Consider the following 15539-nt stretch of genomic DNA (forward strand, 5'->3'; position numbering starts at 1 on the left):
CTCGGCGGCATTTATTTCATGTGCACTAAGCGGTTGGCTAATGTTCAGTTTACAACAAGCAATTATTTAAATATATTCAATAAATACTATATAAAATCAAATAACCGCCCTTTCCACCATCTCCCCGACGGTAACTGGCAGACTGATAGTGAATTGACAATATTCACCTTCTTGGCTTTCCACGCTCAAAGCCCCGCCGTGGCCCTTCGTGATAACGTCGTAGCTCAGCGACAGGCCCAGGCCGGTGCCTTCGCCGGTGGGTTTGGTGGTGAAAAAGGGTTGGAAGATTTTCTCCCGCACCGCCAGCGGGATGCCGGCCCCGTTGTCGCGTACCCGAATCTCGACGGCGTGGTCGGTTTGGCGGGTTTGCACCTGCACTTCGGGGCGGTAAGTGGCCGGGGCGTGCTTGCTTTTTTCGGTCACGGCGTAGAAGGCGTTGGTCAGCAGGTTCATGAGTACGCGGCTCAGGTCCTGGGCCACGGCCGGCACGGGCTGGAGGTGGGGGTCCAAATCGGTGGTGAGGGTGGCGCTGAAATCCTTATTGCGGGCGCACCAGCCGTGGTAGGCTAGGCGCAGGCTGTCCTCGGCCAGGGCATTGAGGTCGGTGGCCTGGCGGGCGCCGCTGCTCGGGTGCGAGTGTTCCAGCATGCGCTTCACGATGCGGTCGGCGCGGGCCCCGTGCTCCTGAATCTTGACCTGGTTCAGGGTCAGGTCTTCCAACAATTGCTGGATATTTTCCCGGGCGCTGGTGGAGAGGTGCTCCCCAGCCAACTCCTCCTGCAGCTCGGCCAGCAGCTCCACGTTCAGGTCCGAGAAATTGGTCACGAAATTCAAGGGGTTCTGGATTTCGTGGGCCACGCCGGCCGTCATTTCGCCCAGCGAGGCCATTTTTTCGCGCTGCACCAGCTGGGCCTGGGCAGCTTGTAGCTCGGTGAGGGTGCGGTTGAGCTGGTCGCGGTGGGCGGCAATCTGGGTATTCATCTCGTTCAGGTGGCGGTTGGCCCGCTGCTTGAGGTAGATGTTGCGCCACAGCAGCCCCGCCACCAGCAGCACGCCGGCCAGCCCGACCAGCAGCCCATTGAGCTGAAGGCGTTGCCGGGCCGCCTTCTGGGCCTGCAGCTGCCGGGTTTTGGTGAGTAGGTCAATCTGGGCTTGCTTGCTGGTCAGCTCGTAGTCGTAGCGCAGGCGGCTGGTGCGGCGGCGGGTGTCCTCGCCCGAGAGCGTGTCGTTGTACGCCAGGTGCAGGTTGCGGAAATAGTAAGCCTGCGCAAAATCGTGGCGCTGGGCATAGGCCTGGGCCAGAATGTCACTGGCATTGCGGATGTTCTCGTTGCTGCGCGCCTGCTGGCTGAGCTGCAGGCCATGCCGGGCCAGGGCCACGGCGCTATCGGTCTGGTGGGCCAGCAGGTAGGCGCGGGCCAGCATCAGCTCCACGGCAGGCAGGTTATAGTCGTCGTGGGTGGCGCGCACCAGCTGCTGGGCGCGCAAGCCGTGGGCCAGGGCCGCCGCCTGGTTGCCCTGCAGGCCATACACTTCGGCTAGGCTGGTTTCGCTGCCGGTTTCGCCGATGGCATCGCCGAGCTGCTGGCTCAGGGCCAGCGCCTGCTGGTAGTAATAGATGGCCTGAGGCCATTTTTTCAGCATCTGGAACGAGTTACCCAAGCCGTTCAGCGCCAGCAGAGTCACTTGCTGGTCGTGGGTGCGCTGGCCGCCGGCCAGGGCTATTTGCAGCGCGGGCAGGGCCTCGTCGTAGCTACCCATTTTGTAGTAGATATCGCCCAGCGTGGCTTGCAGGCGGATTTTCGTCTGCGCGTCGCCAGCCTGCTCGGCCAGGCGCAGGCCTTTGAGACCCGAGGCCAGGGCCGGCACGGGGTTGCCCTGGAGCATGTCAATCAGGCTGAGCTGGAGCCAGGCACGCCCCTGCCCCTCCGTGTCGTGTTGTCGCACAAATAGCGCCTGCGCCTGCCGGGCCAGGCGGCGGGCCAGCGCGAAATCGTTGTGGCGGCGGTGCAGGGTGCTCAGGCGCAACAGGGCCTGGCCCACGCCCACGGAGTCGCGAAGCTGCCGGGCCAGCCCCAACGCTTGTTGGCTTAGCCGGATAGCCTGCGGAATGTCGGCGGTGCTCCATTGCTGCGCGGCTTGCAGCAGCTGGCGCACGCGGGCCGTATCGGGCCGGGCCGGGCGGGGTAGCGCCGGCGGCGGACCTGGGGAATGGGGCACCTGCCCAGCCACCGGTAGAAAGTACACTGTCAGGCTCATGCACAGCAGAATCACGAAGAATCTCATGCCGATGAGCGCACAAATCAGATTATTGCCCGGTGCAGTCGTGCGAAAGCCAGCCAGGCAACTCCTCAGATGTTCGGGTTGTGAATCACGCCCGCCACCACTTCGCCGCTGTCGCGGAGGGTGTTGGTTTCGACGAGATGCAGCTCGTAATCCTGGTCGACGGTCCGGAAAATGACCACCGGCGGGTACTGGGAATAGTCGGGGTCCGTACCCAGCCGCTGGGTGTGCGCCTCGACGGCCTCGTTCCAGTTATCCTGGGAAACAACTTTTTCTTCGATGGTGGGGTGAGGTTTCATGGCCGCAGGGGCTAACAGTGAACAGAATATTGTAAATATAACAAATAATATATTAATTATATTTTTCCTACCATATCCAGAAATCCGCTATTGCTAAAATGCTGAATCCTGATTTCAGGAGGTGAGGAAAACAGCTTTCGGAAGCCACCCAAACAGGATGAATTTCTCAGCAAATCAGACTACTAATCCAAAAACACCTCGGCCGGATTCATCCATGAATGAGCCGCTTACGTAGCAGTTTTGTTCACATTACCATTCATTTATGAAGCGCTACGCCCCCCTCCTGCCGCTGGCATTGCTGCTGAGCTGCGCCAGCACCGACCGTCCCGTGGTCGAAACCCCAACTGTTTCCACTGTGCCCGCTGTGCAGCGAGCCTTCGACGTGCCCGCCCTGCTGGGCATGAATGCCGACCAGATTGCCCGGCCCCTGATTAGTCAATCCATCCGCCCCGACCACGACCGCACGCCGCGCGAATCATCGGCGGGCGCTACCGAAGCCCTGTACACCTACTGGCGCGATACGACCGCGCTGGAAGTGAGCTACGACCCTACCACGCTGCACGTCAACAGCTATTTTATCAAAACCAAAAGCGGGCTGACTTCCGACTATACCACGCTGCTTAAGCTGGCCAACGTGAGCAAATACGACAAGCGCTTGAGCATCGAGCCAATTGCCTCGGTGAGCAATCCGAACCTGTACACCGGTGTGAAGCTAACGCCGACGGCGACCACGCCTGTGAACTAAGCGCTAAAAATGGTCATTCCGACGCAGGAGGAATCTGAGAACTATTTTTCTCCAGATTCCTCCTGCGTCGGAATGACCATTTTTAGGAAACCCTTATTCGGCAGCAGCCGGCACGGGCTCGAACGCCCGCACAAAGGCAGCCTGCTCGGCAGTTTCGGGCGAGCGGGGCATGCGGTAGCGCTTTTCCATGCCCTTCCACTCCTCGGCGATGCGAGCCAGGGCCTCGTCGCCGCTCAGGCCGAAGTGCTGCCGCAGGTAGCAGCCCACTACCGTGCCCGTGCGGCCCACGCCGCCCCAACAATGCACCACGGCCCGGCGGCCAGAGGCGGCACTGTCTTCGATGGCAGCCAGTACCTCGGCCAGGCGCTTGGGCGTGGGCACACTCACGTCGGTAATGGGAAAGCGGCGGAAACGCACGCTTTCGGCGGCCAGGCCCAGATGGGCGGCGCGGGCGCGCAGCAGGTCCTCGTAGGGTTCGAGCAGCTCGGTGGCTTCAGTGAGGTCGTAAAAGTCGCGGATACCGGCGGCCAGCAGCAGGTCGAGGCGGTGCGCGGCATCGGCCTCCAGCTTAGCGCCGGGGTATTCGGAGGCCAGCAATAACGGGGTGACCCAATACGAGTTGGGCAGCGGACGAGGGGTGGGAATAGTGTTCATGGCAGAAGGTACGGAAAGTTGTGAAACGCCTTGCCTACGCGCCCGCCAGCCGCCCGGCCAGGTCCTCAATATCGGCCCGACGGGCCAGCACGGCCAGCCACTCGGCCGGGATGCCGGCCTCACCATAGACCAAGCCGGCAAGGCCGCCGGCCACGGCTCCGGTGGTATCGGTGTCGTCGCCGAGGTTCACGGCGGTCAGCACGGTGGCAGCGTAGGTGTCGTGCTTCAGCAGGCACCACAGGGCTGCTTCGAGCGTATGCACGACGTAACCGGACGAGGAAACTTGTCTTTTATCTAGGTTTGACAGGTTGCCGCTTAAGACTTTTTGGTAATACTTGTCTTCTACTACGGCGGGAATGCTGCCGTTAGCCAACCATGGATTGACCAATTCGCACATTTGCGCATACGCCTTATCCGAAGCCATACCAGCCAGCAGCCCCCTCGCCACCAACAGATACAGAAAGCAGCCCAGCGTAGAGCGCGGGTGCCCGTGGGTTACGCTGGCCACGTTTTCAGTAAGCGACCAGGCAGCGCTCAAATTCAATGTTTCGGCCCGCCAGATATCGTGAAAAACCAGCGGCAGAATGCGCATGAGCGCGCCGTTGCCGTTGTCAAATTCGGAACTTGGACCGGCTTTAGTTGGCACTATTCCTCTTTGCAGGCGGTCGATGGCAGTACGGGTGGCATTTCCCACATCGAAAGTTTCGCCGTGAGCAGTCCAGTATGATTGATAGAGCCAGTTAATGCTGCGCCGGGCAAAGTCGGCCAAATCGGGCGCGCCGCTGCGGCCGCCGGGCCGGGCCAGGGTTTCGGCCAGACAGAAGGTGAGCGAGGAATCATCGGACCAGGTGCCAGCGGGCTGGTGGTGGGTGCCATAGGCGCGCATGCTGGTCACGGGGTCTTGCTGGCGGGCCGCACGGGGCGCGAATTCAACGGGTACGCCGAGGGCGTCGCCCACGGCCAAGCCCAGGAGGGCGGCGCGGGCTTGTTCAGTGGTAGCTTGAAGCATTGTAGGAAGGGAGAAATTAGGTTGTGGGGAGCAAGAAAGCACTAAAGTGGCCTACGGGATGAGCATGGACCACCAAGCTAAGCCAACGCATAGAAAGACCGACGCACCTGCCGCAGCAATTGCTCGGCGGCAAATCTATCTGGGGCATCGGGCAGTGCCGAATTAGCGAAAGCGACCTCTACTTTGGTCACCTGCTGGTCGGCATCGGCCACGAGTTGCTCGTATTCAAATTCGCCGCGCCGGATTTGCAGCAAGAATTCGCGGTTGGGGCGGCGGACGTGTAGCTGGCCGGTTTCGGCAATTTCCTCGGCCATTTGCAGAAGGCGGAAAACGTGCAGCATATTTTTAGCATCGTAATTCTTTCCGTGCTGCACCGTGTTTTGATACCGCTCGGCATTGCGCTTTTCCACCCACTCCCAATATTCGCGGAACACGCGGCAGTACGTGCTGTACCCGTTGCGATTGAAGGACAAATACGCCACGGGTTCCTCCCCTTTTGGCACGGCCGAAAGCAGGACATCCTGCGAGGTTTCGGCATCGCGCACCAGCCCGCGGTAGCCGAGCGTGCGCCCGGGCGTGGCATCAATAAATAAGGCGAATAAATCGGTGAGATGCGGCACGTTGGCCAAGCCACACTGCGCGGTTTCATAGCCTTGGCGGGCCAGCCAGTCGGTGGCGGGCTGCGCACCCGCGCCGGCCGTCACGTAGCAGAAATCGAGTACTGATTTGCGGGCTGGGGGCTCGGGGTGGTTGATTTTCTTGTTCAAACCGCGGGCTTTGCGAATTTGCGCCACCGCGTATTCGGCGAAGCTTTGACGGCAGAGTTTCGATAAAAAATCAGCGGCTTGAAACTGCTCAAATAGCGGATGTTTATAAATAACACAATCGGCCGGCGTGCCCAATAATTCGAGCACGGTGGGATTATTTTTCAGCAATAATTCCACAAAACGGCGCAGCTCGTAAAAAACTTCGTCGTTGGTTTCGTTAGCAATTTGTGGGATGTAATCGAGGCCAAAAAAATGCGCTTCGGGCAAGATGAATACACCTTTTAAATCCGTATCGGAATGCGGCAGATTGGTGCCGTAGGCTCGGCTGCCGCTGATGGCTTCGAAAAGAATAAGGTTTTGGCGGCGCAGGTCGGCAATGGTCATGCACGAAAGTAGCGCGGACTTTTAGTCCGCGCGTGATGCGCCGATTACACGAGTGGGAGCAGCAGAAATGGGCTGTTTACGCTCGCAGACTAATAGTCTGGACTACGGTGCCCTATGCGGCACCAACTTCGGCCAGCAGCCTCCGGAATAACCCATCCAGTTCGCCCACCGCGCCGGTGTTACGCAACACGGGCAAAATATCACGCGCGGCCTGCCCTGCAGCCAACTCTTCCCGCAAAAACTCGCCTAAGGCCGTCGGACGTGGCGCGGTCGTTTTTTCATCGGCCGAAGCTTTGGCGGCCAGCAGCGCGGTTACATCGGCTTCCAGAACAGCGGGGAGCAACATCCGTAACGGGGCAAATTCCATGGGCGGCACGGTGTGGCGCTCCCGAATCCAGCGGGCGGCCAGGGCTGAGCGCAAGGCGTAGAACAGGCGTTTCAGGCGCACCTCTTCGGTGGCCAAATCCTCTTCCACGCCGCGGCGCAACTGGCCCAGGTAGTGGTGCAGGCCAGCTTTCAGGTTGAAACTGGCCGGTAGCAGCGGGGCCAGCCGGGCGCGGAAGTCCAGAGCTTCGTGGTACACAATGGGCGACTGCAGCCACTCAAACACCGAGGCGTTGGAGCCGCGTAGCAGGCGCAGGGCCTTGCGCAGCTCCCAGCCGGCCAGGTCCAGTTCGTCATCAACGGGAAAGTTGAGTGTGTCGGGGCCTTCGTCCAGGGCCAGGTACCAGTCGGCGGGGTGGCAATAGATGAAGCGCACATCGTAGTCTGAATCGGGCGACGGAAAGCCCCAGGCGCGGCTGCCCGACTCGCAGGCGTAGAGGATTCGGATGCCGTGGGTGGCTTCGAGCTCGGTGAGAGCAGTGGCAATGCGGGTTTGCATAGTAGAACTTAATTCGGACAATAGTACGCCATGCCGTCCTTTCCGACTCACAGTCGCCATATTGGCCTACAAATCATGTTTGCCTATTGTCATTCACTAAAAATAGCCACCTATATTATGCTCATTCTGACAATTTTAGCTGTTGTATTCACTTTTAGTGTCAGCCTAACACTTTATTTAAAGCGAGTAGCACTTAAAAATATTACCAATGATATTCTGCGAATCACCCTGGTAGTTACATCATTTATAGTCATCTGCTGCACAATTTTGTGGGCATGCCTATGGGTGGTTTCTCCGCCACCCAGTATTTATAGCATAGCAGGCGGTTATAGCATGGCTCAAAGGCCCGGTTATTCCGTAGCACAAACAGCAGATTATTATCATCTAATTTTTTACCAGAACCGCAGTTGGTGGACTGACAAAAAATTGGGAGAAATAGAATTGAAGTGTCAATGCTTAGGGAACGAAAAAATTACGGCTACCATCACTGACGCAACCCCTAGTCTTAAAACCCTGCATATTAAAATGGATGACCAGAGTATCGTTGATACGACGTTGAGTTTTAAAACGGATTTTAATTTTCAGGTTTCAGCGGATTAATAATTAATTCATGCATAAAGGACGACTCGAAGCTTTTAGTGACGGTGTGCTAGCCATCATCCTCACCATCATGGTGCTGGAAGTCAAGGTGCCGCACGGCGCCGATTTTGCAGCCCTGAAACCGCTGCTGCCCGTGACGCTCAGCTACGTGCTGAGCTTCGTCTACATCGGTATTTACTGGAACAATCACCACATGATGCTGGCCAGCACGAGCAAGGTGTCGGGCGGGGTGCTGTGGGCCAACCTGCACCTGCTGTTCTGGCTGTCGCTGGTGCCGTTCGTGACGGGCTGGATGGGCGAAAACCACTTCGCCCCCGCCACTTTGGTCATGTATGGCGTGGTGCTGCTGATGGCCGGCGTGGCCTATTTTGTGCTCCAGAACTGCATTATCGCCATCGAAGGGCCGCACTCTACGCTAGCCCGCGCCATTGGGCGCGACTTAAAGGGCAAGTCCTCGCCCCCGCTCTACTGCCTAGGTATCGCCGCCAGCTTCTGGAATCCGTGGGTGGCAGGGGCCGTGTACGTGGGTATCGCGCTGATGTGGCTCATCCCCGACCGGCGCATTGAGCGCACGCTTGAGGAGAAGGGTGACGGGAAGCGCTGACTATCAGCTTACCCACCCATTGACATAAGTGAGGTCAACAGAATCTCCATTCACTTTCACCATATAAGTGTTTCCTCTCCCACATCGAGGCCCGCAGTAGCACGCTTCCTCTACGAAGTAAAGCTGTTCGGACTCAACTATTTTAGTTATTGCGCAAGTATTGTAATTCTCGCTTACGCTTAATTTGGGAATTATTATCCCACCAATTGACAGCTTCTCAAAGGCGACAATTTCTGATTTGTAATTCCATTCCCTGCCAACTGGGAAATACTTTAAATTATTAACTGTATACCACGGGTCTAACTGGATGCGCTGTTCGTCAAGCCGCCGCTGAGGATACTTAGCAGCGTCCAGCTTATTAAGTACCAAAAGCACCTTGTAGATTGTTTCATCAACTGTTTTCTTTGTCAGCAACACCGGGTCACCCTCGAAAAAACGTTTGAAAAAACTATCTCGGGGCATTGATACTAATTTGTGTTTGACTGACAGGTAGCGTTCCAATTGGCTTTCAAACACAGCCTCCGCATTGGCGGTTTCCTGATGCAAATACGCTAGGATAACGTCTTCGTCGGCACCGAACACAAACATGTGCTCTGCACTTACTTGTTCTGCGGCGGCAACATCGTCATCCATCACTTTTTCAAGCAACCGGGCTAATTCAGGTGCCTTGATAGCAATACCTATACTTTCTAAATAGCGACGGCCCCAACTACTTTGCGCGAACTTGTCAGGAAGCCCATTAAGGAGTTGTAATGCTACCGGCTGATTTGCTCGCCATATAGGCGTATCGTGTATTAATGCTCGTACCGAATCAGAACCGTATTTCGTCTGAATAGCCGGCAAGTCTTTAATAAGCACTTCTCTGACCTTTAGGGCATAGCAAGTGCAATTAACAAAAAATAGCGCTATCCAGAGGCATAGTAGTTTCATAGGTTCATCAACTTATAAACCAGCCAATTATTATTCTACAGCCGCGGGTCGACGGCCTCGCTTTCCAGCGCGAGCACGCCGAAGACGCACTGATGCACGCGGCGCAGGGGCTGCCGGGCCACGAAGCGTTCCAGGCCCTCCACGCCGAGGGCGAACTCGCGCAGGGCGAGGTTGCGCTTGGCTTTCACGTTGCGCTGGCGGAGGCGGTCGAGGTTGCCGGGCAGCAGGTAATCGGGGCCGTAGATGATGCGCAGGTACTCGCGGCCGCGGCACTTGAGGGCGGGCTGGAGCAGGCCGCCTTTGCCCTGGGGCACGAAGTCGTAGGGCTTGACCACCATGCCTTCGCCCCCGGCGGTGGTGAGGTCGGTCCACCACTGGATGGCGGCTTCTACTTCGGCAGAATCCTGGAGGGGGACGACGCGGTAGGGCGTGGCGCGGAGCAGGCCGGGGTCGGCCAAGGCGAGGGAGCGCAGGGTTTCCATGTGCCAGGCGTGGTCGCGGTCGAAGTAGGTGCGGCCTTCGGTGGCGAGCAGGTGGAAGGGCGCCAGCTTGAGGTCGTCGAGCGAGAGGACGGGCCAGCAGTAGCGGCGGTAGGCGTCGGCATAGTGGGTGGCGGCGTGGTGGCGGGCGGTGGTGCGGGCCAGCAGGGCTTCGGCACCGTCGAGCTGGCGGGCGGCGGCTTCGGCGAGCACGGCTTCGACCTGGGGCAGGGCGGCGTTGGCGGCGGCGGCCACGGCGGCGTACTGGTTTTTCACCAGCTCCTGGGCTTTGGCCGACCACGGCAGCAACTCGGCATCGAGGCAGACCCAGTCGGTGTCGAATTTCTCCCAGAAGCTGGCGGTAGTCAGGGCGTCGCGCAGGCGGGCGAGGAAGGCGGTTTCGAGGGCCGCGTCGGTGAAGAAGTTACGGCCGGTGCGGGTGTAGCACTTGCCGATGCCCTCGCCCACCAGCCCCAGGCGGCGCTGGATGGCGGCTTCGTCGCGGCCCAGCACCACGACCACGCGGCTGCCCATGTGCTTTTCTTCGCACACCACGCGCTCCACGCCGAGGCGCTTGTAGTAGTCGAAGGCTTCGGCGGGGTGTTCGAGCAGGTCGGGCAGGGCCGAGGTTTCGGTGGGCGACATGGTGGGCGGCAGGTACAGCAACCACTTGGGGTGCAGGGCGAAGCGCGACATCACCTCCAGGGCGGCCACGGCGTTTTCCTCGCGGATGGCGACGCCGCGCATCAGCCGGGTTTCGATGAATTGCTTGCCGGTGACGTCGCGGATGTCGAGCAGGTCGTCTTGTTCGTGCTGGGCAGACTGTAGAGCGGACTCTGTAGTCCGCGTCTCCGCGCCGTTAAAATCGTTCGGGTTTCCGTCGGGGACGCGGACTACAGAGTCCGCGCTACTTTCCGCGCCAGGGCGACGGTAGTTGAGGGGGCGCACGGGCTCGCAGTAGACCTGCGCGGCGGGCACGGCCACGAGCTCGCGCTCGGGGTAGCGCAGGGCGGTGAGGCGGCCGCCGAACACGCAGCCGGTGTCGAGGTCGATGGTGTTGTTGAGCCATTCGGCGTCGGGCACGGGCGTGTGGCCGAAGGCAACGATGGCGCGGCCCCGGTACTCGCGGGCCCATTCGTAGCGCACGTGCAGGCCGAATTCGTCAATCTCGCCGGTGCTTTCGCCAAACAGCGCGAAGGCCCGTACGGCGCCCGAGCCGCGGCCCTGCATCTCTTCGGGCAGGCCGGCGTGGGCGACTACCAGCTTGCCGCCGTCGAGCACGTAGTGGCTCACTAGGCCGTCGAGGAAGCGCCGCACCTCGCTTTTGAAGGCTTCGGGCTCGGTTTCGAGCTGGGCCAGGGTTTCGGCCAGGCCGTGGTTGACGGTGACCTTCTTGCCGTTGAGGTGGCGTAGGAGCTTGATGTCGTGGTTGCCGGGCACGCAGAGGGCAATGCCGTCGCGCACCATACTCATCACCAAGCGCAACACTTGTGGGGAGGCCGGGCCGCGGTCCACAAGGTCGCCGAGGAAGACGGCTTTGCGAGCCCCACCCCCTGCCCCTCCCCGGTGGGGAGGGGTGCCAGCCGACAGGTATTCAGTGCTTTCAGTGGTAGAGCCATTTGGCTCCCCCTCCCCACCGGGGAGGGGGCCGGGGGGTGGGGCTACCCGCACGCCCAAATCCCGCACATCGTTAATCGGCTCTTCCAACACCTGATATCCCAGCTGCTCCAGCAGCGCGCGCAGCTCCTCGTAGCAGCCGTGCACGTCGCCGATGATGTCGAAGGGGCCGGTTTCCTCCTGGCGGTTGTTGTAGAGGCGGTCGCGGGTGATGGACTGGACGGCGTCGATTTCGCCCACGTTGCGCAGGTGGTGGATGTGCCGGAAGCCCTCTTCTTTCAGACTGCGCAGGCTGCGGCGCAGGTCCTGGCGGTGGCGGGCAATGATGTGCCGGCCCAAGTGGCGGCGGTCAGGGCGCTCGGCGTTGCGCTCCTGAGCGACGGATTCGGGCACGTCGAGCACAATGGCCACGGGCAGCACATGGTATTGGCGGGCCAGGGCCACCAGGGGCTTACGGCCCTCGGCCTGCACGTTGGTGGCATCGACCACGGTGAGCAGCCCGCGCTTCAGGCGCTTGGCCACCAAGTAGTGTAGCAGCTCAAAGGCGTCTTTGCTGGCCGATTGGTCGTTTTCATCGTCGGCCACCAGGCCCCGGCAGGCATCGGAGGACACGATTTCCGTGGGCTTGAACAAGCGCCGCGCAAACGTGGACTTGCCCGCGCCCGTGCTGCCGATGAGGAGGATGAGGGAGAGTTCGGGGAGCTTGAGGGTATCTTGGGGCATTGGAAAGGATAAGGCGTAGAGTTCCGCATACAAGGTTAGGCACGGCTACCCACAACTGAAGTATTATTATGAAAGTCGGCAAGCAATTGAACACGCTCACCTACGGCGAGTACCTGCACCTGATTGAGAACCACAAGAAGTTCACGGATTTCAATACACTGGGGCTATTTCGCTCCATCGTAGAAACCACAAAGCTGAGCCTCGAAGAGAAACTTGAGCTTCGGAAAGTGGCTATTGCGGCGTTTGCAAAGGCGTTTGAGTTTCTGCAATTGAAAGACCCGCGAACCTATCTAGCGGTTACCACGCTGGGCCAAAGTCTGACCGTTGCTGATGAGAACCAGGCTTGGGAAGATATTCGGCACAATCAGCAGCGAATATTGGAAAGCAAGAAGCTGAAACACCGAAATTTTGGCACTTACTCAAAGCACGAGTGTGGCCAAGAAATTTGCTACATGAAAGGACTTATGACTAAACAGGGCTCTACTCTAGCGTATTATAGTAGCGGAGGAATGGGTTTTGGTTCTGATACTCGAAGCTGGTTTAAGTCAGAAAAAGCTGCGCGGTTCAAACAAGGCAGAAAATCCGAGCAGCAAATTGTGACTCAAAGAATTTTAGAAGAATAACCAACCATCCGGTAGATTACCGAGTTAGGCTAAGAATCAAATGACTATTGACGAAACTATTAGCTTCTACAGAATCGAGCTAAATGGCAAGCAAATACCTGTAAGCTTTGAAGAAATTCATGAGCTTAGGAAGGATATCCTACCCTACTTTGATGAGAACATAGGAGAGAATATATCGGTCCTTCTGCCTACGGGCCAGTTCAACAGACCTTACTGGAAATTTCTATCAATTGATTTCGAACAGGAATGGGCTGAATCTATTCGCTATAAGAAAGTGGTAGAAGAAGGCTGTTTGGCGCTCCTTAATGGTATAGCACTAGAATTACTAGACCAACCAATTACCGACTTGCCTACAAGTTGGCAGGAAACAGAAATTTCTACTATCTTATCTTATATCAATCATTACAATCCTAGTTCAGAGAGGTTAAACATCGCAAAAAACCATCTTATACGGACTTATAATTTTCTTTTACAATTCTCTTACAATGATATTGATGAGGATAGAATGCTGATTGATTTTAATCCTGCGGACACTGGAAGATGGTTCGACGAGGAAATTGTGAAAGCTTATTACAAGTGGCAAATAAAAATTTACGCCTCTTAGCGAATCTTTAAACAATCATCCCAAACACCGCCATCTGCGAAGGCGCGCCGACGCCTTCCACCTCCTCCCCCATGCTCTCCAGCCGCAGCTGATACCCGTGCCGCTCGGCCACGCCGGCGGCCCAGGCGGCAAACTCGGCGCGGGACCATTCGAAGCGGTGGTCGTCGTGGCGAAATTCGCCGGCGTTGAGCTTCTCGAAGAGTTGGTTGTAGTCGGCGTTGGGGCTGGTGACGAAGACGTGCGCCGGGCGGGCCTGGCCAAACACCACGGCTTCGAGGGCGGCGAGGCGGTTTTCGTCCAGGTGCTCGATAACTTCGACCAAGGCCGCAACGTCGAAGCCGGCGAGACGCTCGTCGCGGTAGAGCAGCGAGCCTTGGATGAGGTCGATGCGGGTGCGCTGGCGCGGGGGCATCTCGTCGAGGTGCAGGCGTTGGGCGGCGCGTGCCAGCGCCTGGTGCGACACGTCCATGCCGAGGATGTACTCGATTTTGGGCTGGCGCAGGAGCAGGCGCAGTAGCTTGCCTTCGCCGCAGCCCAGGTCGAGCACGCGCTTGGGGGCCAGTTGGTAGATTTCGTGGGCTACTTGCTGCAGGCGCTGGTCGTGGAGGGACAGTTTGGGGTCACCCTCCGCGTTCACCTCACCCCCCGGCCCCCTCTCCCGCGGAGAGGGGGAGCCAGACGATTCCACATCGAGCATAGCCGGTGCCCCCTCTCCGCGGGAGAGGGGGCCAGGGGGTAAGGTTTCGTTGGCCGAGTCGTTGATTTCATCGCCTTCCATCAGCCGCTCCAGCGTGGGGTTCACGTAGGCGGCCAGGTAGCGCAGGTAGCGGCGCGTGATAAAGCCGCGCTCCGGGTGCTGGGGCAGCCAGTCGCCGCCGCGGTGCAACAGCTTCTCGGCCTCGTGCTCGCCGATGTAGTAGTGCTTGTCGTTGTCGAGCACCGGGAGCAGCACGTAGAGGTGGGTGAGGACGTCTTGCAGGCGCAGGCCTTCGTGGCGCAGGTGCAGGGTGTAGTAGCGGCTGTCGCCCCATTCCGGCACTGTCGGGTCGAGCGGGGCGGTTTCGATGTCCACTTCGTAGCCCAACGGCTCGAAGAGGCGGCGCGGCCAGTCGGGGCCGGGCGCCGATACCACGGCCACTTTCACGGCCAGCGGCAGGGCTTGGGCGGGCAGGTCGGGCTTGTCTTTGCAGGTGCCGTTCATGGCCGTGCCGTAGGCTTTGCTCAGGGCCGCGCTCAGGAAGGACGAGGCCACGTAGGGCCGGTCGTTCACGTATTGCTCCAGGGCGAAGCCTTCGCCGGACGCGCCGCCCTTGCCGCGCACGAGGCCCACGGGGTCGAGGTCGAGCAGCAGGGCGGCCGTGCAGCGCTCGGCGGTGGCTTCGGGGTAGAACACGTGGGCCTGGCCGCCGGCCACTTCGATGCTTTGCAGGCGCGCGGGGTTCTTGTGCAGCAGGTAGCCGAGGTCGGTGGCGGGCTGGTAGGTGGTGGAAATGGTGAGAAGCATAGACGCGATGCGGAAATTCAGGAAGCCGAATGTAGCACGGGCATGCCCGATACAAGGAAAGGTTGCGGGCTGCGAAGTAGGTTTGCAGTGGGCAAAGCCGTTTTTCGGCCCGCTTCCCTCCTCTCACCCGCGCCGTTTTCCGTGTCCGATTTCATTCCTCCCGCTTCCCCTACTGGCCCTTCGCTGAATGATTTCGCCAGTTTCTACCTCTACGGCCTCACCAGCCAGCCCTACCAGCAATCGGCTGATTTAACGAAATTTGGCGCACTCTACAACCTCGTAATCGGCGACCACGGTGGCTTGGGCATTGCTAGCACTTTCCACCCCTATCAGTTGGTGAATCCGGCCGGCATTTCGGTGTGGTACGCCGCTTACGCGCAGTTTTACGCCCAGCCCAACCGCCTCGAAATGTTCGCGGAAATGACGGTCGAGAAGGCTTCCTTCGTGGTAGTGCCACCAGCTTCGTTTGCCGAATTCCACGTCTGGCCCGACACCCGGCTGACGACCGACGAAAACCCGATTTTCGGGCGCTTCGTCCCCTTCGTCATCCCATTTCTGGTGCGCAAAGACCCGGAATTGTTGCGTTGGGACAAGGAGTTCGCCGCCGCCGAGGGCGACAAAAACCGCATCAGCCCCTATCTCAAAACGGTGAACGAGGCCATCCATTTTGTGCAGCCCGCGCCAGCTTTCATCCTGGGCTTTGGGGAGTTTGACGAGCAGCAGCCAGAGCGGCTGATTGAGCATTTCGTGAGCTGCCGTGATATGCTGCTGTAGTGGCTGGAACGATGTAGCGACACGACACTTCACGTCCCGGCATACGCGTCGTTGGGA

At 59.0% G+C, this 15539-nt stretch carries 15 protein-coding genes; 6 read left to right on the forward strand and 9 right to left on the reverse strand.

The window, feature by feature from the left end; translation table 11 throughout:
- Positions 1-96: 96 nt before the first annotated feature.
- Both I7X13_RS04385 and I7X13_RS04390 read right to left on the reverse strand, forming a co-directional pair.
- On the reverse strand, positions 97-2286 hold the full coding sequence (locus I7X13_RS04385; RefSeq protein ID WP_198074484.1) for an ATP-binding protein: 2190 nt from the start codon (positions 2284-2286) through the stop codon (positions 97-99).
- Between the two features lie 65 nt (positions 2287-2351).
- On the reverse strand, positions 2352-2582 hold the full coding sequence (locus tag I7X13_RS04390; RefSeq protein ID WP_198074485.1) for a hypothetical protein: 231 nt from the start codon (positions 2580-2582) through the stop codon (positions 2352-2354).
- A 262-nt stretch (positions 2583-2844) separates the two neighbouring features.
- Here I7X13_RS04390 and I7X13_RS04395 point away from each other — a divergent pair, with 262 nt between their 5' ends.
- Complete coding sequence (locus I7X13_RS04395) at positions 2845-3327, forward strand: hypothetical protein (RefSeq protein ID WP_198074486.1); 483 nt, start codon at positions 2845-2847, stop codon at positions 3325-3327.
- Between the two features lie 93 nt (positions 3328-3420).
- On the opposite strand, the gene I7X13_RS04400 is transcribed toward I7X13_RS04395, so the two are convergent.
- The 4 genes from I7X13_RS04400 to I7X13_RS04415 all read right to left on the reverse strand — a co-directional run bounded on the left by I7X13_RS04400 (position 3421) and on the right by I7X13_RS04415 (position 7024).
- On the reverse strand, positions 3421-3981 hold the full coding sequence (locus I7X13_RS04400; RefSeq protein WP_198074487.1) for a protein-tyrosine phosphatase family protein: 561 nt from the start codon (positions 3979-3981) through the stop codon (positions 3421-3423).
- A gap of 34 nt (positions 3982-4015) precedes the next feature.
- On the reverse strand, positions 4016-4990 hold the full coding sequence (locus tag I7X13_RS04405) for an ADP-ribosylglycohydrolase family protein (protein WP_198074488.1): 975 nt from the start codon (positions 4988-4990) through the stop codon (positions 4016-4018).
- A gap of 77 nt (positions 4991-5067) precedes the next feature.
- Entirely contained in the window at positions 5068-6141 is a 1074-nt protein-coding gene (locus tag I7X13_RS04410) for a DNA polymerase beta superfamily protein (protein WP_198074489.1), read from the reverse strand.
- A gap of 112 nt (positions 6142-6253) precedes the next feature.
- Entirely contained in the window at positions 6254-7024 is a 771-nt protein-coding gene (locus tag I7X13_RS04415) for a nucleotidyltransferase domain-containing protein (protein WP_198074490.1), read from the reverse strand.
- A gap of 30 nt (positions 7025-7054) precedes the next feature.
- Between I7X13_RS04415 and I7X13_RS04420 the strand changes: the two genes are divergently transcribed.
- Both I7X13_RS04420 and I7X13_RS04425 read left to right on the forward strand, forming a co-directional pair.
- A complete protein-coding gene (locus tag I7X13_RS04420) occupies positions 7055-7624 on the forward strand; it encodes a hypothetical protein (RefSeq protein ID WP_198074491.1) in 570 nt (189 codons plus the stop codon).
- Between the two features lie 10 nt (positions 7625-7634).
- Positions 7635-8228, forward strand: coding sequence for a TMEM175 family protein (locus I7X13_RS04425; RefSeq protein ID WP_198074492.1), 594 nt, complete (start codon positions 7635-7637; stop codon positions 8226-8228).
- Between the two features lie 3 nt (positions 8229-8231).
- Here I7X13_RS04425 and I7X13_RS04430 read toward each other — a convergent pair whose 3' ends face one another.
- Positions 8232-9158, reverse strand: coding sequence for a hypothetical protein (locus tag I7X13_RS04430; protein WP_198074493.1), 927 nt, complete (start codon positions 9156-9158; stop codon positions 8232-8234).
- A gap of 35 nt (positions 9159-9193) precedes the next feature.
- Complete coding sequence (locus I7X13_RS04435) at positions 9194-11977, reverse strand: polynucleotide kinase-phosphatase (protein WP_198074494.1); 2784 nt, start codon at positions 11975-11977, stop codon at positions 9194-9196.
- Positions 11978-12045: 68 nt separating this feature from the next.
- On the opposite strand from I7X13_RS04435, the gene I7X13_RS04440 reads away from it, so the two are divergent.
- Both I7X13_RS04440 and I7X13_RS04445 read left to right on the forward strand, forming a co-directional pair.
- Positions 12046-12600 (forward strand): hypothetical protein, encoded by a 555-nt coding sequence (locus I7X13_RS04440; RefSeq protein ID WP_198074495.1) that lies wholly within the window; start codon positions 12046-12048, stop codon positions 12598-12600.
- A 40-nt stretch (positions 12601-12640) separates the two neighbouring features.
- The gene (locus I7X13_RS04445; RefSeq protein WP_198074496.1) at positions 12641-13204 is read left to right on the forward strand and encodes a hypothetical protein; all 564 of its coding nucleotides are present in this window, start codon (positions 12641-12643) and stop codon (positions 13202-13204) included.
- Positions 13205-13211: 7 nt separating this feature from the next.
- On the opposite strand, the gene I7X13_RS04450 is transcribed toward I7X13_RS04445, so the two are convergent.
- Entirely contained in the window at positions 13212-14708 is a 1497-nt protein-coding gene (locus I7X13_RS04450; protein ID WP_198074497.1) for a 3' terminal RNA ribose 2'-O-methyltransferase Hen1, read from the reverse strand.
- Between the two features lie 141 nt (positions 14709-14849).
- On the opposite strand from I7X13_RS04450, the gene I7X13_RS04455 reads away from it, so the two are divergent.
- Positions 14850-15482 (forward strand): hypothetical protein, encoded by a 633-nt coding sequence (locus I7X13_RS04455; protein WP_198074498.1) that lies wholly within the window; start codon positions 14850-14852, stop codon positions 15480-15482.
- The last annotated feature ends 57 nt before the right edge of the window (positions 15483-15539 follow it).

It is taken from the genome of Hymenobacter negativus, from assembly GCF_016056375.1.
GTDB lineage: Bacteria > Bacteroidota > Bacteroidia > Cytophagales > Hymenobacteraceae > Hymenobacter > Hymenobacter negativus_A.

Excerpts from the sequence above, each read along its gene's own strand:
- I7X13_RS04385 (WP_198074484.1), bottom strand. The coding sequence starts at position 2,286 with ATGAGATTCTTCGTGATTCTGCTGTGCATGAGCCTGACAGTGTACTTT.
- I7X13_RS04390 (WP_198074485.1), bottom strand. The coding sequence starts at position 2,582 with ATGAAACCTCACCCCACCATCGAAGAAAAAGTTGTTTCCCAGGATAAC.
- I7X13_RS04395 (WP_198074486.1), top strand. The coding sequence starts at position 2,845 with ATGAAGCGCTACGCCCCCCTCCTGCCGCTGGCATTGCTGCTGAGCTGC.
- I7X13_RS04400 (WP_198074487.1), bottom strand. The coding sequence starts at position 3,981 with ATGAACACTATTCCCACCCCTCGTCCGCTGCCCAACTCGTATTGGGTC.
- I7X13_RS04405 (WP_198074488.1), bottom strand. The coding sequence starts at position 4,990 with ATGCTTCAAGCTACCACTGAACAAGCCCGCGCCGCCCTCCTGGGCTTG.
- I7X13_RS04410 (WP_198074489.1), bottom strand. The coding sequence starts at position 6,141 with ATGACCATTGCCGACCTGCGCCGCCAAAACCTTATTCTTTTCGAAGCC.
- I7X13_RS04415 (WP_198074490.1), bottom strand. The coding sequence starts at position 7,024 with ATGCAAACCCGCATTGCCACTGCTCTCACCGAGCTCGAAGCCACCCAC.
- I7X13_RS04420 (WP_198074491.1), top strand. The coding sequence starts at position 7,055 with ATGCCGTCCTTTCCGACTCACAGTCGCCATATTGGCCTACAAATCATG.
- I7X13_RS04425 (WP_198074492.1), top strand. The coding sequence starts at position 7,635 with ATGCATAAAGGACGACTCGAAGCTTTTAGTGACGGTGTGCTAGCCATC.
- I7X13_RS04430 (WP_198074493.1), bottom strand. The coding sequence starts at position 9,158 with ATGAAACTACTATGCCTCTGGATAGCGCTATTTTTTGTTAATTGCACT.
- I7X13_RS04435 (WP_198074494.1), bottom strand. The coding sequence starts at position 11,977 with ATGCCCCAAGATACCCTCAAGCTCCCCGAACTCTCCCTCATCCTCCTC.
- I7X13_RS04440 (WP_198074495.1), top strand. The coding sequence starts at position 12,046 with ATGAAAGTCGGCAAGCAATTGAACACGCTCACCTACGGCGAGTACCTG.
- I7X13_RS04445 (WP_198074496.1), top strand. The coding sequence starts at position 12,641 with ATGACTATTGACGAAACTATTAGCTTCTACAGAATCGAGCTAAATGGC.
- I7X13_RS04450 (WP_198074497.1), bottom strand. The coding sequence starts at position 14,708 with ATGCTTCTCACCATTTCCACCACCTACCAGCCCGCCACCGACCTCGGC.